Origin of the sequence: Hydrogeniiclostridium mannosilyticum, from assembly GCF_003268275.1 — a bacterium.
Taxonomy (GTDB): Bacteria; Bacillota; Clostridia; order Oscillospirales; family Acutalibacteraceae; genus Hydrogeniiclostridium; species Hydrogeniiclostridium mannosilyticum.
This window is the reverse complement of sequence record NZ_QLYR01000010.1, coordinates 31,725-51,066: the sequence shown is the minus strand read 5'-3', so window position 1 is coordinate 51,066 and position 19,342 is coordinate 31,725. Positions and strand designations below refer to the sequence as shown.

Below are 19,342 nucleotides of genomic sequence, written 5' to 3'. Positions count from 1 at the left end.
AAGGCGGCCCGGTCTTACCGGCTTGAGGATGTGAAAAAGAGGGAAAGAATATGGCGCAACGAAAAAAAAGCGGTTCAGCCCCGAAGAGTCCGCCCGCAAAACGGACGCCGAAGTCCGGCGGCGCGGCGCGGAGGCCTAAACAGCAGCAGCCCCGCATGACGAAGGAAGAGGCCATGCAGAAAAAAATGCGGGAGCTGGAGCTCATTAAACAGCGTAACCAGATTATGGCGGTGGTCATCTTTGCCGCCGCGGTTCTAATGGCGTGCGTTGTACTAATTCCGGGTGAGAACATCTGGAACTGGCTTCATGTGCAGATCATGGGGCTCTTTGGAGTCTGCGCAATCATGTGGCCGGTTCTGCTTTTATACATATCTATCGTGACGGCCTTTGAGCGCTACAGCAATAAGATGAGTGCAAAGATTGTTTTGATGGTTGTTATCATTTTGCTGTTGTGCGGGGCTGTCTATATTTTCTCCTATGAGCCCGGTGAGCTGGGCTTCGGCGAGCTGATTGTCAAATTGTACACGGACGGCTCCGCCCGGCGCGGCGCCGGGTTCTTCGGGGGGCTGATCGGTTACCCGGTGGTGTTGGGCCTGGGGGCAATCGGCGGCAAAATTGTAATTATTCTGCTGCTTTTCGTAGCGGTGATGATTCTAACAGGCACCAGCATGGTTAAACTGTTCCGCGCTGTTGCCAAACCGGCGGCAATGGTTGGTACGGCTGTGGGGACTGCGCGGGAACGCCGCCAGGAAATCCATCGCAGGCAGACCAATATTGACATCGCGCTCGATAAGGATGAGCTGCCCATGCATCCGGTGCAGTCCCCTAAGACAAAAAATGAAAAGCTGGAGAAGCTGGAAAAGGTCTTTGACATCAACAAGCCGTCCGGAGCGCCGGCGGCAGAGCCCCAGCGGGAAATTCAGCCAGGCGTTCAGGAGGCCCGGGCAGAGCAGGCGCCCGCCGTGGCCAGAGAGAACGGCGAGGACGCCGCTGCCGGCAGCTTTTTGAGCCGCCGGGCCTCCAAGGAGGAAAAAGAGGCGGCAAAGAAAAAGGAAAAGGGCGTAATCGGCACGCCGGTTCCGGAGGAGCTGCTCAACGAGCCGGCTTCCCAGGCGCCGACCTCGTCCCCTCATTTTCCGCCGGTTTCCATGCTGGAGGCTACCAAGGAAGCAGACGAAGGGGACGTGACTAATGAGTTGCAGACAAGCGGGCGGATGCTGACGGAGACGCTGAAGAGCTTCGGCGTACAGACTAAGATTATTGACATTTCGCGCGGCCCGTCCGTTACCCGCTATGAGCTTCAGCCGGCACCGGGTGTTAAAATTAGCAAGATTACTAATCTGGCGGATGATATTGCCATGAACCTTGCCGCCACCGGTGTGCGCATCGAGGCCCCCATCCCCGGAAAGGCTGCCGTCGGCATTGAGGTGCCCAATCAGCGTGTCACGACTGTGCGTATGCGCGAGCTGATTGAAAGCAACAGCTTCCAGACAGCTAAGAGCCCGTTGACGGTGGTGCTCGGGCGCGATATAGCCGGCAGCGTCACCGTGGCGGATCTTGCCAAAATGCCGCATTTGCTGATTGCGGGCACCACGGGCTCCGGTAAATCCGTCTGCATCAATGCGATGATTATCAGCCTGCTCTATAAGAGCACGCCGGAGGACGTACGTTTTCTGATGATTGACCCCAAGGTGGTTGAACTGGGGGTATATAACGGCCTTCCGCATTTGCTGGTGCCCGTTGTCACCGATCCGCGTAAAGCGGCAGGGGCGCTGAACTGGGCCGTTACCGAGATGCTCAAGCGCTATAAAATTTTTGCCGACTGCAATGTAAGGGACCTGTCCGGCTACAATGCGCTGGCGGCCTCGTGCAATTATACGGATGACCAGGGGCAGCCCATGCTGCATATGCCGCAGATAGTCATTATTGTGGACGAGCTGGCGGACCTGATGATGGCGGCGCCGAATGAAGTGGAGGATTCCATCTGCCGCCTCGCCCAGATGGCCCGTGCCGCTGGAATGCATCTGGTGATTGCCACGCAGCGGCCCTCTGTGGATGTTATTACCGGGCTGATTAAGGCGAATATTCCAAGCCGGATTGCCCTGACCGTCTCGTCGCAGGTGGATTCGCGGACGATTCTGGATATGGGCGGCGCTGAGAAGCTGTTGGGGCGCGGTGATATGCTGTTTGCCCCCATCGGCAGCCAAAAGCCCATCCGGGTACAGGGCTGCTTTGTCAGCGACAATGAAATTGAGAGCATCGCCGGCTTTATGAAGAGCGAGGGAAATCACGAGTACGATGCCGGAATCATTGAGGAAATTGAAAAGAATGCGGTGGAAGATAAGGGGAAGGCAGAAGGCGGCATAGCCTCTGAAGACACGGACCCGATGATCCCCGATGCGGTGAAATGCGTGGTCGAATCGGGGCAGGCCTCCACCTCTCTGCTGCAAAGGCGGCTGCACGTGGGCTATGCCCGTGCTGGGCGGCTGATCGACGAAATGGAGCAGATGGGGATTGTCGGCCCGCATGAGGGGAGCAAGCCCCGCCAGGTGCTGATTACCTACCAGCAGTGGCTGGAAATGAATATGCAGAAGCCGGACGAACCATCGGTTAAGCCGGAATAAAGGTCAGTTGAGATAAGGACAAAACCATGCCGTTTTTACCAATTACGAAAGAAGAAATACAGAGCTTGGGCTGGGAGTGCCCGGACTTTATCATTGTCACCGGCGATGCCTATGTGGACCATTCCACCTTTGGCCCCGCTATTATTTCCCGTGTTTTGGAGGCGAAGGGGTTCCGGGTAGCCGTTCTCGCACAGCCGGATTGGCGGACAGAAAAGGATTTTACCCGGTTTGGCAAGCCGCGGCTGGGCTTTATGGTCAGTGCCGGAAACATTGACAGTATGGTGGCGCATTATACGGTAGCGCGCCGGCGGCGGGAGGCCGACGCCTATTCGCCGGGCAACCGGGCCGGCCTTCGTCCGGACCGTGCGGTCACGGTCTACTCCAGGCTGATCCGAAAGCTGTATCCGGATTCTCCCATCATCATCGGCGGCCTGGAGGCTTCCCTGCGGCGCTTTGCTCACTATGATTATTGGGCGGACAAGGTGCTGCCCTCTATTCTGCTGGATTCACAGGCGGATCTGATCTCCTACGGGATGGGAGAAAAACAGGCGGTAGAAATTGCCCGGCGCCTGGACAGCGGGGAAAATATTTCCGAAATGACGGACATTCGGGGTACCTGCTACCTGATCCCCGCGGCCCGGTATCAGCCTGGGCCAGCCGTGGATTGCCCCAGCTACGAGCAGGTCTGCGCGTCCAAAAAAGAATATGCCGTTTCCTGCCGCAAACAGCAGATGGAACAGGATGCGGTACGCGGTAAAAAGGTTATTCAAAAGCACGGCAAGCTGCTGCTGGTACAGAATCCGCCTATGCCGCCGCTCAGCCAGCAGGAACTGGACTGGGTCTACGAGCTGCCCTATATGCGGACCTACCACCCCTGCTATGAGCCAATGGGCGGGGTGCCCGCAATTCGGGAGGTGGAGTTTTCCATTACCCACAACCGCGGCTGTTTTGGCGCCTGCAATTTTTGTTCTATTTCCTTTCATCAGGGCCGGGCCATTACGGCGCGGAGCGAGGAGAGTATTTTGCGCGAGGTGCGCCTCCTGACAAAACAGCCGAATTTCAAGGGGTATATTCATGATGTTGGGGGCCCAACGGCAAACTTTCGCCTCCCCTCTTGCAAAAAGCAGCAGACCCAGGGGCTTTGCCCGGACCGGAAATGCTTAGCGCCGAAGCCCTGCCCCGCCCTTCAGGTCAGCCACAGCGATTATCTGGAACTGCTGCGGAAAATCCGGGCGGTTCCCGGCGTAAAAAAAGTGTTTATTCGCTCGGGTATTCGTTATGATTATTTATTGGAGGACAAAAACCCAGACTTTTTAAGGGAGCTGGTAGAATATCATGTGAGCGGGCAGCTGCGGGTTGCACCGGAGCACTGCGCCGCCGGGGTGCTTGACTGCATGGGAAAACCGCATATAGAGGCCTACGTGGAGTTTCAGCGGCGTTTTGCCCAGCTTACCCGCCGGTTGGGTAAGGAGCAGTACCTGGTGCCATACTTGATGTCCTCCCACCCCGGCAGCACGCTTAAGGATGCGGTGGAGCTGGCGCTTTTCCTGAAACGGGAACATCTCCACCCCGATCAGGTACAGGATTTTTACCCGACACCGGGGACGATTTCAACCTGTATGTTTTATACCGGGCTGGATCCTTATACCCTGAAGGAGGTCTATGTCCCGCGCACAAACCGTGAGAAAGCACAGCAGCGCGCGCTGCTTCAATATTATGACCCGAAAAAGAAGGAACAGGTGGTTCAGGCGTTGATCGATGCCGGCCGGCCGGACCTGATTGGCGGCGGGACACACCAGCTGGTTAACGCCGCCCGGCCGCCCAAGACGCCAAAGCCCCGGGGGGGAAGGAAACCGGATGTCCGTCGGGAGAAAAGGCGCCGCCAGCAGAATAAAGGAAAGGGGAAAGAACAATGAGAAAGCTTTCAATTGACCGTTTCGAGGGAAATTTTGCCATTTGTGAGGAGTTGGCGGACCAGGATGCGGGGGTAAAAAAAACAAGGGCAAAAAATAAGGAAGTGCGCCTTTTCGGCATCGAGACAAAGGAGCTGCCGGGCGATGCCGCTGAGGGAACCATTCTGTTGATTGACGACGAGGGCAGGATCTCCGTGGATCTGGATGAAACCAAACAACGCCGCGCTGCCCTCAAGAAAAAGCAGGATGCCCTGTGGGAATAGGAAAGAAGGGCAGTGAAAGTATGGCCGGCGTTGAGCTGACAAACATGGTGATGGTGGAGGACAAGGACACTGGCTGCGCATTGGTGCAGGAGCGTGTCGTCAGCTGGAAGGGGCTTTCATTTCCCGGCGGGCATGTGGAGCCCTGCGAAAGCTTTGTGGCTTCCGCTGTCCGGGAGGTTAAGGAGGAAACCGGCCTGGATGTTTGGAACCTAAAAAGCTGCGGGGTCATTCATTGGTGCAATACCCGTACCAACGAGCGTTACCTTGTTTTTTTGTATAAAACCGCTGACTTTAAAGGGAACCTGCTTCCAGAGACAGAGGAGGGGCGCGTTTATTGGCTGCCGATTGAAAAGCTCCGAGAGATTCACAGTGAAAATCACTTTGAGCAGTATTTGCCCATGTTTTTAGAGGAAGGGCATAATGAGGCGTTCGCTCCTTATGAGCAGGAAGATACGCACAATTTTCATCTTTTATAAGGAGATACAGGCCGCTTGTTTCTCCATCAAATTGGCCAAAAAAGCCCCCGCAAATTCAGTACGGGAAAATCCTGTTATTTTGACAAATCAAATTGACAGACAAGCAAACGTTAGGATATAATAATAAAAACGACTGAATGTAAACTGAAATAAAGGAGAATTCGTTATGGACTACGATCCTCAAATTCCAAATTATCCGCCGCAGCCGGAACAGCCGCCGCAACAACCGCAGCCGCAGCCTGTCGACCAGCAACCCTATGCGGCGCCACAGAATCAGCAGCCCTACCAGCCGCCGCAGGGCAATGGCGCTTACCAGCAGATTCCGCCTGCTTCTGCTCCGTCCTATTACCCGGATTATCAGCAGAACAGCTATAACCAGCCCACCTATTCGGCGGAGCCCTATCCGCCGCAGTCGAGCACACCCGGCCTCTCCATTGCCGGTATGATCTGCGGTATTCTTTCCCTGCTGACCTGCTGCTTCTATTACATAGGCCTTCCGCTGGCAGTTCTCGGCTTGATTTTCAGCATTATTGGCATGAAGCGCAATGCCAATGGTAAGGGTATGGCCGTTGCCGGCATTGTTACCAGCGCAATCACACTTGCGATTATCGTTATTATGCTGATTATCGTGCTTGTGGCCGCCAATAGCTCTCCTTATTTCTATTATGAATTTGAGAATTGGCTGGAGAGCCTTTATTAAAAGCTTTAAGGGCTTTACAAACACAAAATAATAGCCGCCAAAGCCGCCGGGGAGGTTCTGCCGCCCGGTGGCTTTTTGCTGCATTTCTGCTGGTGCGGTGTCTCCAATCCGCAATTTTATTCTTTATTTTTTGCCGAAATAATGCTATACTAATAATAATTAAATAATTATGCGGGCCATGCAGGGCCGGCGAATACACCGGCGAGTCTGAGCGCCGCATTATAATGAATGAAGCGTTGAAAGAAGGGCCTTTTTTGAATTTATATGAGCAGCTGCCCAATCAGCAGCAGGATGGCAAGATGCGGATTATTCAGGAAATTGTTCCCGGTAAGCAGATCACCATTGCGCACATCATTGCCAATCCGGATGAAATATTGTACCAAAAGCTGGGGCTTGACCCGGCGGTGGATTATTCGCAGTCCGCCATCGGTATTGTAACCATGAGCCCCAGTGAGACGGCGATTATAGCCGGGGATATTGCCACGAAGGCCTCCGGCATAGAGCTGGGCTTTGTCGACCGCTTCAGCGGGACGCTGATTGTCACCGGAACGGTTTCCGACGTAGAGGCCGCATTGCGCGCGTTGGTGGATTACGCCGCTGCTGCGTTGGGCTTTACGGTTTGTGACATTACCAGAACCTGAGGGCCCGGCGGGGCGAGCAATGAAGAAAATTATTCTGATGGGGCGCACCGGCTGCGGAAAAACCACCTTAACCCAGGCGCTGCGCGGAGAGAATATCCATTATCATAAAACGCAATATGTCAATTACCACGACGTGGTGATTGACACGCCAGGCGAATATATCGAGAGCAAGGAGCTGGGGAGGGCGCTTGCGCTTTACGCCTATGAGGCCGACGTAGTGGGCCTTTTGTTAAGCGCGACGGAACCCTATTCCCTCTACAGCCCGAATATCACCTGCATGGCGAACCGCGATGTTATTGGCATTGTAACTCATGTGGACTGTGAAGGGGGTAACCCGGAGCGTGCGGAAAACTGGCTGCGGCTGGCTGGCTGTAAAACCGTTTTTTGGGTCAACTCCCGCTCACGGGAGGGGGTTGATGAAATATTGGCTTATTTGTCGAAGGGTGGCCCCGTTCCCAAGGGCAAGGTATTTCAAAAGCAGGAGGCCTGAAGGGGCTTCTGAAGCGGACGAGCGCACAGGCGCTCTTTTCTTTTATACAGGCTTGCGGAGCATTGCGCATCCGCAATTATAAAAATGATATAGGGGGATTGTTGTATGAACCATTTTTTTCAGAAGGCAAAGCCGGTTTTTATAGAGGGGGCCGCGGAGCCGTACAATCAATTTGCCGGTTTTCGCTCGGATGTATGGGTTGAAGCGCCCGGCGTACTGAAAATCGCGGTAACGGCACGCAGCTTTTACCGTCTTTATGTGGATGGGAAAATGGCGGCGCACGGCCCGGCTCGTACGGCGCATGGCTATGTGCGCGTGGATGAGCTGGAAATTCCGGTGGAAAAGGCCGGCGTGGTTAGGCTGGCGGCAGAGGTGGCCGCCTATGACACGCCGGACCATGTTTCCAATGACATTACACTGGAACCGGGACTGTTCTGGTGTGAGGTTCAGTGTGCAGGAAAGGTGCTGGCGGCTACGGGCGCCAAGGCGGAATCGCCTTGGCTGTGCCGGCAGCTGACACACCGCCGCAGCCGTGCGGAGATGCTCTCTCATTGCCGGGAGGTAATCGAGGTTTATGACCTGGGGCCCGATACGCTGTCTTGGGTGACGGAGGATTTGAACACTTATCAGCCTTGCCGGGTTCTCGATGAACAGCCGCTGCTGCTGCCGCGGGGGAGCCGCCTGCCAGCAATGGAGACGCTGCCAGTGCTCAATTTGGTGGAGCTTGGCGGGATTGCTGCCGGTGAGGAGAAGAGGGGTCCGGATATGGCAGACCACTTGAACGAAACGCTGCACACCCACTGGTACGGGCAGCTGACAGAGCGTGTTGTCAAGCAAGCCCGGCGCGATGAAAACGTCCCCTTCCAGGGCAAGCTGGAGTGCATGGGCGAGGGGTGGCGTATAGAGCCCGGTAAGCAGCCAGCGTGTTACCTGCAGTTTGACCTCGGCAACAATTATGTCGGCTTCCTCGGCTTTGACCTGGAGGTGGAGAAGGCCTGTGTTTTCGATATCTTCCACCAGGAAGGATTGGAGGATGAAGGAAGGATCACCCAGACCAATAACATGGTCCGTTACTGCCTGGAACCGGGCCGGTACCGGCTGCTTACCTTTGAACCCTATGTGCTGCGCCATCTGAAGCTGGTTTTCCGTACACAGGGAACCGTATGCCTGAACAGTGCCGCCCTGGTGACCTACTGGTATCCCGACAGCCGCAGGGGCTCATTTCTTTGCAGCGACGGCGACGTCAACCGCATCTATGACGCTTCGCGGCGGACGCTGCTGATGAATACGCTGGACATCTTTATGGATTGCGCCGAGCGCGAGCGCGGCGGCTGGCTGTGCGACTCACTGTGGACTGCCCGCGCAGCCTGGCAAATGCTGGGGGATGTGTCTGTAGAAAAGGCATTTTTACAGAACTTTATGCTCACCGACCCGGCGAAGTACGGCCATGCTTTTTTCCCGGAGGTTTTTCCCTCGCATCATGACTCCTACGAAGAAATGGCCGGTATTACCACCTGGTCGTTCTGGCTGATATTGGAGTTCTGTGAGTATTACCGCCGTACCGGTGACCGGGAGCTGCTGGAGCAATCTCTTCCGCGCGTGGAGGCGTTCATTCGGGGAACGCGGGACTTTATTGGGGAGAGCGGCCTGCTGGAGAATATGCCCGCCATTTTCCTGGATTGGTCCCAGTCCAACCAGGCGGACCACACCCAGCCGATCTGCTTGCCTGCCAATGCGCTTTACGCCTATATGCTCTACGAGATCGGCAAGCTGTATGGGCGTGAGGAATGGGTGAAATGGGGCGAAGCCATTCGCGGTGTACTTCGCTCAATGGGCGCGGTAACCTTTATTACGGAGGAAAAGCTTTACCCTGACACCGCCTACCTGGAAAACGGCGCGCTGAAAACCAAGGAGTACATCACCGAGGCCGCGTTGTATACAGATATTTGGTCCGAGCTGTTCGACCGGAATAGTGAGCCAGGCATGATACAGGCAGTTGTCAACACAATGGGCCCGGCGCCTAAAACGCTGACCTCTCCGAGTGTCGGCCGTGCAAATTTATTTATTGGCCTCTGCATCCGGCTTGACATGCTGGCTAAGCTGGGTGAATACGGGCGCCTGCTGGAGGAGCTGAGGGCTATTTTTCTGCCCCAGCTGAACAGGGGACCGGGAACGCTTTATGAAAATGTCAACACCTCCGGCAGCTTGTCACATGGCTTCAACGCGCATGTGGGCGTTCACCTGACCCGCGACATTCTGGGACTGGGCGAGGTTCATCTTCAGGAAAAGCGGGTTCGCGTCGCGCCGCACCCCTGTGGGCTGCAATGGGCCAAGGGCAGCGAGCAGACACCCTGCGGGCCTCTTGCAGTCTCATGGAATTATAGCCCGGACGGCAGAGCCTTCCGCCTGGCCTGTACGGTACCGCCTGGTTGGAGCGTTGAGCTGAGCCTTCCCCAGGAGCTGCGCGGATGGCTATGGGATGGCGATTCGGCATGCCGGGCGATGAAGACGTATGCGCAGAGCTTTGAATTGCTCCTGGCCCGTCCGGAGGATTAGCCGCCGGTCCGCTCCGGGAATTTTGCCGTAAAAGGACCGGGGCCTGTGTACTTAAAGCAGCCTTATTCGTTTGGCGCTATTGGCGCTATGCGGGAAGATCCGGCAGAATTAATGATAAAAACGGATTTTTAAGCGAAATAAAAATATTTTTAACGCAGATTATCAATAAAACTTTGAATTGCTGACTCTTTCGGACTTTGCGGCAATGCGTCTGAATGGTACAGGGTGAAGTTTTCCACATGGCGGATTGCCTGGCCGGGCTCAAGTCCATACATGGGGCTGATGCTTTCAAGCTGAACAAAGCTGTCGCCGGCGTATACACGGCAGGAACAATTGTGGTTGGGGTAGCTGATATTGGGGTTGTGTACGTAACGTTTCACGAGAACCGTACCCTCCAGCGCATAGGCCAACCAGCCCGAAGTATTATTGGTGCCTAAAATAAGCGGATGCTCACCCGGCATGGCGGCATGGCGGATTAAAATATAACGGTTGCCAAGAGTAAGCCGGGGGTCGCAGATATTGCTGCCGGGCCATAGCGTGAGCACCCGGTCGGGCAGGTTCCCGTCTGTTTCCTCGTTGTTTTGCGGGAGCACCACAGTGCCTCCCGGGCGCAGCATGGTAATCGGCCACAGGGCAAGATGGCTCTTTTCTTTTCCCAGGTTTTCCGCGCTGTGAATAACCATCAGGTTAGGCGCTTCCGGGGAAAGCACAAGCTCCAGGCTTGTTTGCAGGCCGTTGCGGCGCTGGGGCGGCGGAGTAAAAAGCACCCCCTCCGGGCGGATGGTATAGGTGACGGGGTCGTTGTCCGGGTAGTAGGTTTCCGGCATTCGCGGCGGCGCGGCCCAGAGCCGGTGTCCACCGTACTCGTAGAAGCATGCGCCGGGGCCATAGGCCTCAGCCATTTCCGCGGCAGCAGTTTTACGTGTGAGTCCAGAATCATACCAAAAAATATTTTCCTCCCCGGTAAAGCCAAGGGATAAGATGCGCGGTCCATAGGAGATGGATACCACGATGCGGAGGAGGCTGTTTTGAATATAGACGCATTTTCCCAAGATGGGATCATCCGTTTCGTTTATTTGGATGGCCACGGGCGGCACCGGCTCCTTTCTTAAGGCTGAATTTTTGGCAGATAAAATAATTTTTGCGTCAGATCTGTTCCGCAGGGCAGCGGTTGCGGCAAGCATAAATTATACAGGTTACAGCTCTGCTGTTCCTGCAGCCAAAGAGCGCGGGCAGCAGGTGAAAGCTGGCTTGCTTGCGCCGCCCGCGTGAGGATGGGCAGCTCTCCCCGCAGCTTTACGGCGCGCAGCAAAGCCGCGCCCTGCGGGTTCATAGCGAGCACGCGCAGGTAGGGGGGCAGGGTAAAAGGCGCCTGGGCCTCTATGCCGAGAAAAGCGCACATCGCCAGGCGTCTGATTCTGGAAAGCGCGTACCGCTTTGATTTTACCAGCCGGTAAAAGCCGTTCAGAGAAACGGCGGCCTGCGCGGCCTGGTAAAGACGGTTTTCCAGCCCCTCGCTGATATCCGGCAGACGGGAAAAACCGGCGGGGGACATTTTGCGTAGAGCCGCTAAAATAGCGTTTTCTATACGCCCGGTTGCGGCAGGCGCGTGCAGAAGGGAAATTTCCCGGTGCACAATCATGCCGCTCTCGGCTGAAAGATAGTTTTCCCAATTTTCATTGGCTGTAATCATCCTTCGCAAAAGAGTCCCGCTTGCAATACCGGCCAGCGGCGCCCTGTCGTGATGGCCGGGGCCTGCGCGCCGCATGGAACAGGGCTGCATGGCCGTTCCGAGACGGATAAGCGCCTTGCAGTACTCGACGCCCAAAATATTGTTGGGGGCTTGCAGCAGCCCTGCCAACGGGCCGCCGAAGCGTTCCGCCCAAACCTGGTTTCGGGCGGCGGCAAAGGAGAGGCCCGTTTTCAACCGCTCGCGGGTTTCGGTTATAAAATCCTGCTGCAAAAGGGCGGCGGCCGCCTCTTGCAGCAGGCCGGCATCGCCGCACTCGCTGCCAAAGCAAAGGCGCTGGCAGCCGGCAGCCGCCAGCAGGGAAACGGCGCCGAGCGCAAAATTTTCTGCACCGGACAGGGCCCAGTAGACGGGCAGCTCAATGACGAGGTCCACACCGTTGCGCACGGCCATTTCAGCCCTGGCGTGCTTGCTCAGCAATGCCGGTTCCCCGCGCTGGACAAAATTGCCGCTCATTACGGCAACAACGTGGCTGGCGCCGCACTCGCGGCAATATTGCAGAAGGGCGCCGTGCCCCTTATGGAAGGGATTGTATTCCGCGACGATTCCGGCGATAAGCATTTCTCGAAACTCCTTGAAATCATTGTACTTTTGTATTATTATATAGTACGAACAGATTATCATGCAAGACGGGATTTATTGAAAACAGGAGGATCGACATGAAGGTATTGGTTATTAATGCCGGCAGCTCCTCGCTGAAATATCAGTTGATTGATATGGACAACGAAGAGATGCTTGCAAAGGGAAACTGTGAAAGAATTGGGCAGGAAGTCGGAAGCTTCAGCCATAAGACATCGGATGGCCGCGGAACAAAGCACGATGCACCCATGAAGGACCACACAGAGGCCTTCCAGCTGGTGACGGAGGCGCTGACCAACAAAGAGTACGGCGTTATTAAAAATTTGTCCGAGATTGCAGCAGTCGGCCACCGTGTGGCGCAGGGCGGTGCGATGTTCCGCAAATCCCTGCTGGTGAATGATGAGGTACTGAAGGGCATTGAAAGCCTGATTCCGCTCGCTCCGTTGCACAACGGGCCGGAATTGCAGGGGATTCTGGCTTGCCAGCAGGTGTTTGGGAAGAACCTCCCTCAGTGCGTTGTATTCGACACCTCCTTCCATTCCACTATGCCGCGCAAGGCCTATATGTATGCGATCCCCTATGAATATTATGAAAAGTATCAGATTCGCCGCTATGGCTTCCACGGCACTTCTCACCGCTATGTCAGCACACACTGCGCGCATCTTATGCACCAGCCCCTTGAGGATATCAAGATGATTACCTGCCACATCGGCAACGGCTCTTCCATTGCCGCTATTCGTGACGGCAAGGTCATTGACACGACCATGGGCCTCACGCCGCTTGACGGCTTTATGATGGGCACCCGCAGCGGCTCGCTGGACCCGTCCATCGTTACCTTTATCATGGAAAAAGAGGGCCTTACGCCGGAGCAAATGGATGATATTCTGAACAAGAAGTCCGGCATGCTGGGCATCTGCGGGTACAGCGACGACCGCGATGTGACCAAGGCGGAAATTGAGGGGGACCCCAAGGCGATTTTGGCGCATGAGATGCTGACTTACCAGATTATAAAGTACATCGGCGCTTATACGGCGGCGATGGGCGGCCTGGACTGCATCGTCTTTACCGCCGGCCTGGGTGAAAACCAGCCGCATCTGCGCTATAGCGTCTGCCGTGGGCTGAAGTACCTGGGCGTCCGAATCGACGGCGAGCTCAACGACCAGATGGTCAGCGGCAAAGAGGGGAAAATCTCTGCGTTCGACTCCCATGTCCCGGTTTACGTCATCAACACAAACGAGGAACTTGTCATTGCACGGGACACGAAGACGATTGTTGAAAAGCTGGAATATGCATCAACAGAGGATAAAACTGTCGTTGACCTGGAAGATATTTGAGCGAATCAAGGCATATGCCATAAAACAAAAGCGCTGTCGCCATACACGGCGGCAGCGCTTTTATGCTGTACTTTAAAAAGCCTTATCACAACGAGAAGGGGGGGCCAGGGTCATACCTCGTCTAAATGCGGTTGCGCCAGCGGCAGTGGAAACCAGGCGGCAATTTGCAGCGGCAGCGCACTGCGTTCCGCCGCGTGGCCCCGGAAGAAAAACCGCATGGCAGCCAGGTGGTCAAGCTCCATAAAAGGGGCGCCTGCTTCTTGGGAAAGGCCCTTGCTTACCTCGGCGATGCCATGTGTAACCCGCAGTGTCAGCGCCTCATCACCGGCAATCCCGTGAATCAGAACGGAGAGAGTCCCATCCGCCAGCGGATGGAAACGGCTTTCCAGGGCAAGAAAAGCACGCAGTACGGCCTCAAAGCAAAAGACGGAAAAATTTTCATTGTCGCCGACAGTGTAGGACTCGCAACGGCTGAAAAAGTAGGGCAGGTAGCCGGTGTCGTAAGGATGAAAAAGGAAGGAGAGGCCGTCCTCTTTTCCAAAGGCGCCGACACATGCGGATAAAAGGGCATCCTCATAGCCGGGCTTTACACGAAATTCAGAAATCTGCGCTGGATTTTTTTGATAGACGATATAACCGGCGATTTCGCCGCCGCTGTAGGCGGCATAGGGAACGGAGCCCCAGGAATGGAGCACATCCAGTGTTTCCGTTCCTTCTCCCCGGCAGAAATGGAGGGGCGCCGCGCTTTGCAGGCGGCTGATTTCATCCAGCGCCGGCCCTGGCTCCAGCACCTCCCGCAGGGCGAGGGGGGCAACGCCGCCAATTTGATGCCGGATACCGTTCGGTGTGACAAAGAATCGGAAGGATTGCCCGCAGCGTTCATAGGAAAAGTACTGGTAGCGGCTGCGCAGGCCGCCGAGCGCACTGTATGCGCCGCCCTGTGCAATCATTTCCCGAAGGGCCGCGTTCATAACCTGCTTCATATAGCCGCGGGAACGTGCTTCCGGGTGCACCGAGACGTTGCCGATGCCGAAGACCTTCAAGGATTGGCCGCCGATGTGCGCTTCCATGGGAAAGATGCCGGCCGCGGCAAGAATCCTGCCGTTTTCCTTCAGGACAATTGCATTTTCACAGGGGTGGTAGCAGGGCTTGTAGAGCTTGGGCAATATATGCAGAAAACCGCTTTCCGGGCCCGGCTCAAACCGGAAAACAAGGTCGATGAATTTCATGTATTGGTCATAGTCGCCGGCAGGGCATCTGCCCTGGTAAAGAGTGTGCAGATCCATAATTTTGGGGTCCTCTCTTTTCTATGATATTTATATAAAAACACGGGCGTTTATTTGTGGTAAGCGATGATAATCTTTTGGCCAGGGTGAATTTATTGACAAGCGGGGTGGTCAATGCTATAATTTGCCCGTCGCTAAAATCAGGCCGTGCTTTCCGGCTGTTTCTTAAGCATGGCCCGTGAGAGAAACGCGGCCAGAAAGAGAAAAAGCGAAAAACCGATGACCAGCAGGCGTGCGGGAGCGATCTCTGTGCCAAACAGAATAATGGGCGCCATGCTCCCAAACAGCGTGTAAATCAGCCTGCCGGCTAGGACTCCCAGCAGGGCTGCCAGCGCACAGCAGGTGTTATAGAGCGCCATGTAGACAGTGCGGTTTTCGTGAGGCAGGTCTATGTAAGGAACCAGTGTAAAACACAGGGTGAACCCGACGCTGAAAACGATGCCATATAGACTGGAGAGCGGGTATAAAAACACCGTTTCCGTGCCGACGAGCGAGAGCCCTAAGGCGTGGGGGGCGTAGAACAGCAGGGCAAGAAACAGTGTGCCGCGCAGCCCTTTGCGCTGGATTAGTTTTTTCCACAGCGGCGTCAGCAGGATGACGGCGACGATATTGAACAGGTTTACGCTGTTGATGAAGGTATAGCTCAGGTTCAGGTTGTCAAGCAGATAGGTTGTGTAGTACTGGCTGGGAACATTGGCGACGAAATTCCACAGCGCGGCGATGCCAATAATCTTCATATAGGCAGGGCAGGCGGGAATGCAGCGCAGTATCTGGCGAAGGGAAGGCTTTGCGCTGGGCGGGTTGGGGTATTCATGTATTCTGGTGAGGAAAAGAATATCTAGCGCTGCCAGCATTAGAAAAACCAGCCGCAGTGTTGGGAGGGCGTAATGGTCGCCCAGCGAGCGGACGAGAATATCCGCGAAAATTCCAGCAAGAAAAAGGCTGCCGTAGGTAATGATGCAGTTGAGCACACTGAAAAGGCTGAAGTAGCCCAAGCGCTTTTCCTCTGGGATACAGCCGATGTGCCAAACCTGCAGCCCCGGAGCGATCAGCGCGTTAATAAGCTGTGCGGCGCCGAACAGCACGCCAATGACGGGCAGCAGCGTTTCAACGGCAAGCCCGCTCATCGCAATAAGCGGAATCACCAGCAGATTGATGGCGTGCGCGGCGGCGCGCAGAAGGATAATGAGCTTTTTACGCTGCTTCAAACGCTCAAAGATCAAGGGAGACACCAATTGGAACATATTGCAGATGGACATGATGACAACAATGATGTTTACATAGTTTGCATCTGCGCCCATGGCCAGGCAAAAGCCTGTCAGGTAAGTGCCGTTGATGATATTGAAAACGACGTTGTAGACCAGCGAGCTGAGCATGATGTTGCGGCGGGAGCGCGGAGCGGTTTCCTGCCCGTAAATATGGGCGCTGGCGCACATCTGTATTGCGCCGTTGTGCAGCTTTCGCGTGAGGGCCATGGAGGGTTCCCCGCTTTCTTTTTATAAATTGGTTGTGTATGATCAGCGTGTAGCGAGCCATCGCCTACTCGCTTTTCAGGATAAACAGTATCATAGCGCTTTGACATTGTCAATTGCAAAATTTTTTAAGGAGGCAAAATTAGATGCGCCAAATCGACAAAGAGTTTAAAAATCCTGGGGTAGAACACCGGGCCAAACCGTTTTGGTCTTGGAATGGTGAGCTGACGACCGAGGAATTGATGAGACAAATCGACGTATTGGAAGATATGGGCTTCGGGGGCTTCTTCATGCATTCCCGTACCGGGCTTCAGACGGAATATTTGGGGGAAGACTGGTTCCGCCTGACCAATGAGTGCGCGGATGAGGCGAAGAAACGCGGCCTGGAGGCCTGGCTCTATGATGAGGACCGCTGGCCCTCCGGCATCGCCGGCGGCCGGGTGACCAAGAACCCGGCTTACCGCATGCGCTCTTTGCGTATGCAGGTTCTGCAGGGCGGCAGTGTGCCGGCCGGTGAGGAAAACCTGGTAGCGGCCTTTGCCTGCCGGCTGGAAAACGAGGTGGACCTCTACGACTGCGAGCAGCTGAAGCCCGGCGACAAAACAGATAAGACGCTGCTTCTGATGCGTTCGGTTGAAATGGAAAAGGACCCCAACTACAACGGCTACACCTATGTGGACACCATGAATCCGGAGGCAACCCAGTATTACATTGAGCTGACGCACGAGCAGTATAAGGAGAAGTGCGGCAAACGCCTGGGCGACTCTATCCTCGGTATTTTCACGGATGAGCCGCACCGCGGTACGCTGATGGATGCGTTCGGCACCGGCGGCGATTTGGCACGCATTCCCTGGAGCGCCCGGATTCCGGAGGAGTTTAAAAAACGCTTTGGCTATGATTTAATCCCGCATTTGGCAGAGATCTACTATAAGCCGGAGGGCCGTTCCGTGGCCCAGGTTAAGCAGCACTTTGTCGAGCTCTGCGAGCAGCTGTTTCTGGAGAGCTTCATGGAACCGCTCAATAAGTGGTGCGATGAAAACAATATGATTTTTACCGGCCATGTGCTGCATGAGGACTGCCTCACCGCACAAACGGTTATGAATGGCTCGATGATGCGCAATTATGAGCACATGACCTACCCGGGCATCGACATTCTTTCCGGTTATAACAAATGCTACTGGGTGGCTAAGCAAATTGAATCTGCCGCGCGTCAAACCGGTAAAAAGGTTCTGCTGTCTGAGCTCTACGGCTGCAGCGGCTGGCAGATGCGCCTGGAGGATTATAAGTTTGCCGGCGACTGGCAGGCGCTGTTCGGCATCAACCTGCGCTGCCCGCATCTTTCCTGGTACACCATGGAGGGCGAGGCAAAGCGCGACTACCCGGCCAGCATCTTCTTCCAGTCCCCATGGTATAAAGAGTATAAATCCCTTGAGGACTACTATGCCAGAATCGGCCTGGTCATGAAGCAGGGCGACCCGGTTTGCGATTTGCTGGTGCTGAACCCCATTGAGAGCGTGTGGTGCCAGGTCCATATTGGTTGGGCGGAGAATCTGGGCCCGAAGGCGCCCGAGATTAAAAAGCTTGAGGACCAGTATACCCAGTTGTTCTACTGGCTGTGCGAGGGCCATGTGGACTTTGATTACGGCGATGAGGACTTCCTCAAACGTATGGGCGCCGTAGAAAAGGCTGCAAACGGCGCCCCGTTGCTGCGCGTAGGCCAGTCTGTCTATAAGACCGTGTTGGTCAGCGGTGCGGTTACCATGCGCTCCGAGACACTGAAGCTTCTAAAGGCCTTTGAAAATGCCGGCGGCCGGGTCATTTTCGCAGGGGAAAAGCCAGCTTACCTCGATGCGCTCCCGGTTGAGGCGGGGACCTACGACTTCGGCAGCTCCGTAGCCTTTGAGAGAGAGCCGTTGCTGGCAAAGCTGGATATGGCGGCGGCCCGCTGCGATTCTGATAAGATCTATCTGCAGATGCGCAAAGACGGCGACGAGTACTATGCCATGTTCCTCAACATGGTGGAGGAGCCTGTCGAGACCGTCATTAACCTGCCGGAGGGTGCTGTTACAGAGCTGTGCTGCCGTACCGGGAAACAGACTCCGGTCTGCCGCAATGCGGACGGAACCATGAAGGTGTTCTTCCAGCCCGGCCAGGAGCATCTGTTCCGGGTATCTGCCAAAACCTGCCCCGACTGCGGCTGTAAGTGTGGTGAAGAGAGCGTGGAGACAGAGAAACAGCAGGCTCAGGGCGTGAGCTTGGGCGATCCCATTGCATATGAGCTGGACGAGGACAACGTATGTGTGCTGGATATGGTGCAATACCGTGTGGAAAACGGCGGCTGGAGCGACGAGATGGAAATTCTCCAGGCGGACCGGCGTATCCGCGACATTCTGGGCCTGCCGTACCGCGGCGGCTCCATGCTGCAGCCCTGGTACGCCAAGCTGCTCATGAAGGAGAAGCCCAAGGAGGAGGGCACGGCCTTTGAGCTGCGCTTTGCCTTTGAGGCGGAAACAGTGCCGTCGTCGCCGCTTTGCCTGGCACTGGAGCATCCGGAGCGTTACAGCGTTGCCTTTAACGGGGTTGAACTTGACATGACGCCGGACGGCTGGTGGGTGGATCCCTGCTTCCAGAAGGTACATGTTCCGAACAATGCCATTGTAACCGGTAAAAACACGGTTGTGCTGAAGGGCCGTTATTGCAGTGACTCCGGCCTGGAGGCCATGTATCTGCTGGGCCGCTTCGGCGTCCGCCTGGAAACGCGCGGCGAGAGCCTGCCAGCTGTGGAGAAGGTCTCCTATGCGCCGGGCGCACGCCATCTTTACGGCGGCGTCCACCTGCTGGGCGGCACCTCTGTTCTGACCGAGCTGCCCAAGGTGCTGAAGCTGGGGTCAATTGTCGAGCAAGGGCTCCCGTGCTATTCCGGCAAGGTCACCTATAAATTCCGTGTGCCGGAGGGCGCCGGAGAGGGTGAAATTTCTCTGGAGGGCTTTGGCGGAGCCTGTGTCAATGTCGCGGGGCAGACCATCTCCTTTATGCCCTACAAGGCCTGTGTGAAGGCTAATGAAGACGGTACGCTGGATGTCCAGGTTGTGCTGACCCGCCGCAACACCTTCGGCCCGCTGCATGAGCTGCCGATTGTCGCCTTTGCCTACGGCCCGGACAGCTTTATGACGACGGGAGACCATTTTACCAGGGGCTATGGATTGATCGGCAACGGCCTGCATGCCGCCCCGGTGTGGACGGCCTGCAAATAAGCCG

14 protein-coding genes are annotated in these 19,342 nt (G+C 55.7%); 10 read left to right on the top strand and 4 right to left on the bottom strand.

Going from position 1 to position 19,342, the window contains the following annotated elements; genetic code table 11:
* Window positions 1–50 precede the first annotated feature (50 nt).
* The 8 genes from DPQ25_RS11980 (at window position 51) to DPQ25_RS11945 (ending at window position 9,663) form a co-directional block, all read left to right on the top strand.
* Window positions 51–2,624, top strand: a complete 2,574-nt coding sequence (locus DPQ25_RS11980; protein ID WP_242978333.1) for an FtsK/SpoIIIE family DNA translocase — start codon at window positions 51–53, stop codon at window positions 2,622–2,624.
* Between the two features lie 26 nt (window positions 2,625–2,650).
* Window positions 2,651–4,540 (top strand): YgiQ family radical SAM protein, encoded by a 1,890-nt coding sequence (locus tag DPQ25_RS11975; protein WP_112333416.1) that lies wholly within the window; start codon window positions 2,651–2,653, stop codon window positions 4,538–4,540.
* Complete coding sequence (locus DPQ25_RS11970) at window positions 4,537–4,800, top strand: DUF3006 domain-containing protein (RefSeq protein ID WP_112333415.1); 264 nt, start codon at window positions 4,537–4,539, stop codon at window positions 4,798–4,800. The genes DPQ25_RS11975 and DPQ25_RS11970 overlap by 4 nt, the downstream gene beginning before the upstream one ends.
* Window positions 4,791–5,276 (top strand): 8-oxo-dGTP diphosphatase, encoded by a 486-nt coding sequence (locus DPQ25_RS11965; protein WP_242978331.1) that lies wholly within the window; start codon window positions 4,791–4,793, stop codon window positions 5,274–5,276. The genes DPQ25_RS11970 and DPQ25_RS11965 overlap by 10 nt, the downstream gene beginning before the upstream one ends.
* A 166-nt stretch (window positions 5,277–5,442) precedes the next feature.
* On the top strand, window positions 5,443–5,976 hold the full coding sequence (locus DPQ25_RS11960) for a DUF4190 domain-containing protein (protein ID WP_112333413.1): 534 nt from the start codon (window positions 5,443–5,445) through the stop codon (window positions 5,974–5,976).
* Window positions 5,977–6,275: 299 nt separating this feature from the next.
* Entirely contained in the window at window positions 6,276–6,617 is a 342-nt protein-coding gene (locus tag DPQ25_RS11955; protein ID WP_177577057.1) for a BMC domain-containing protein, read from the top strand.
* Window positions 6,618–6,636: 19 nt separating this feature from the next.
* On the top strand, window positions 6,637–7,107 hold the full coding sequence (locus DPQ25_RS11950; protein WP_112333411.1) for a EutP/PduV family microcompartment system protein: 471 nt from the start codon (window positions 6,637–6,639) through the stop codon (window positions 7,105–7,107).
* A 105-nt stretch (window positions 7,108–7,212) separates the two neighbouring features.
* Window positions 7,213–9,663: an alpha-L-rhamnosidase-related protein gene (locus tag DPQ25_RS11945; protein WP_112333410.1), complete on the top strand. Its 2,451-nt coding sequence runs from the start codon at window positions 7,213–7,215 to the stop codon at window positions 9,661–9,663.
* 149 nt (window positions 9,664–9,812) lie between these two features.
* On the opposite strand, the gene DPQ25_RS11940 is transcribed toward DPQ25_RS11945, so the two are convergent.
* On the bottom strand, window positions 9,813–10,751 hold the full coding sequence (locus DPQ25_RS11940; RefSeq protein WP_112333409.1) for a hypothetical protein: 939 nt from the start codon (window positions 10,749–10,751) through the stop codon (window positions 9,813–9,815).
* A gap of 20 nt (window positions 10,752–10,771) precedes the next feature.
* Window positions 10,772–11,974: a tRNA(Met) cytidine acetate ligase gene (locus tag DPQ25_RS11935; RefSeq protein WP_177577043.1), complete on the bottom strand. Its 1,203-nt coding sequence runs from the start codon at window positions 11,972–11,974 to the stop codon at window positions 10,772–10,774.
* Between the two features lie 98 nt (window positions 11,975–12,072).
* Here DPQ25_RS11935 and DPQ25_RS11930 point away from each other — a divergent pair, with 98 nt between their 5' ends.
* Window positions 12,073–13,326: an acetate/propionate family kinase gene (locus DPQ25_RS11930; RefSeq protein ID WP_112333407.1), complete on the top strand. Its 1,254-nt coding sequence runs from the start codon at window positions 12,073–12,075 to the stop codon at window positions 13,324–13,326.
* Window positions 13,327–13,436: 110 nt separating this feature from the next.
* Here the strand turns inward: DPQ25_RS11930 and DPQ25_RS11925 are convergent, their stop codons facing one another.
* The gene (locus DPQ25_RS11925; protein WP_112333406.1) at window positions 13,437–14,612 is read right to left on the bottom strand and encodes a GNAT family N-acetyltransferase; all 1,176 of its coding nucleotides are present in this window, start codon (window positions 14,610–14,612) and stop codon (window positions 13,437–13,439) included.
* 140 nt (window positions 14,613–14,752) lie between these two features.
* Window positions 14,753–16,087 carry an MFS transporter gene (locus tag DPQ25_RS11920; RefSeq protein WP_112333405.1) on the bottom strand — a complete coding sequence of 445 codons (1,335 nt, stop codon included), beginning with the start codon at window positions 16,085–16,087 and terminating at the stop codon, window positions 14,753–14,755.
* Window positions 16,088–16,230: 143 nt separating this feature from the next.
* Between DPQ25_RS11920 and DPQ25_RS11915 the strand changes: the two genes are divergently transcribed.
* Entirely contained in the window at window positions 16,231–19,338 is a 3,108-nt protein-coding gene (locus DPQ25_RS11915) for a glycosyl hydrolase family 2 protein (protein WP_112333404.1), read from the top strand.
* Window positions 19,339–19,342 lie beyond the last annotated feature (4 nt).

Coding starts and splice junctions, on each gene's coding strand:
- DPQ25_RS11930 (WP_112333407.1), top strand. CDS start 12,073: ATGAAGGTATTGGTTATTAATGCCGGCAGCTCCTCGCTGAAATATCAG.
- DPQ25_RS11920 (WP_112333405.1), bottom strand. CDS start 16,087: ATGGCCCTCACGCGAAAGCTGCACAACGGCGCAATACAGATGTGCGCC.
- DPQ25_RS11960 (WP_112333413.1), top strand. CDS start 5,443: ATGGACTACGATCCTCAAATTCCAAATTATCCGCCGCAGCCGGAACAG.
- DPQ25_RS11975 (WP_112333416.1), top strand. CDS start 2,651: ATGCCGTTTTTACCAATTACGAAAGAAGAAATACAGAGCTTGGGCTGG.
- DPQ25_RS11945 (WP_112333410.1), top strand. CDS start 7,213: ATGAACCATTTTTTTCAGAAGGCAAAGCCGGTTTTTATAGAGGGGGCC.
- DPQ25_RS11950 (WP_112333411.1), top strand. CDS start 6,637: ATGAAGAAAATTATTCTGATGGGGCGCACCGGCTGCGGAAAAACCACC.
- DPQ25_RS11915 (WP_112333404.1), top strand. CDS start 16,231: ATGCGCCAAATCGACAAAGAGTTTAAAAATCCTGGGGTAGAACACCGG.
- DPQ25_RS11925 (WP_112333406.1), bottom strand. CDS start 14,612: ATGGATCTGCACACTCTTTACCAGGGCAGATGCCCTGCCGGCGACTAT.
- DPQ25_RS11980 (WP_242978333.1), top strand. CDS start 51: ATGGCGCAACGAAAAAAAAGCGGTTCAGCCCCGAAGAGTCCGCCCGCA.
- DPQ25_RS11935 (WP_177577043.1), bottom strand. CDS start 11,974: ATGCTTATCGCCGGAATCGTCGCGGAATACAATCCCTTCCATAAGGGG.
- DPQ25_RS11955 (WP_177577057.1), top strand. CDS start 6,276: ATGCGGATTATTCAGGAAATTGTTCCCGGTAAGCAGATCACCATTGCG.
- DPQ25_RS11970 (WP_112333415.1), top strand. CDS start 4,537: ATGAGAAAGCTTTCAATTGACCGTTTCGAGGGAAATTTTGCCATTTGT.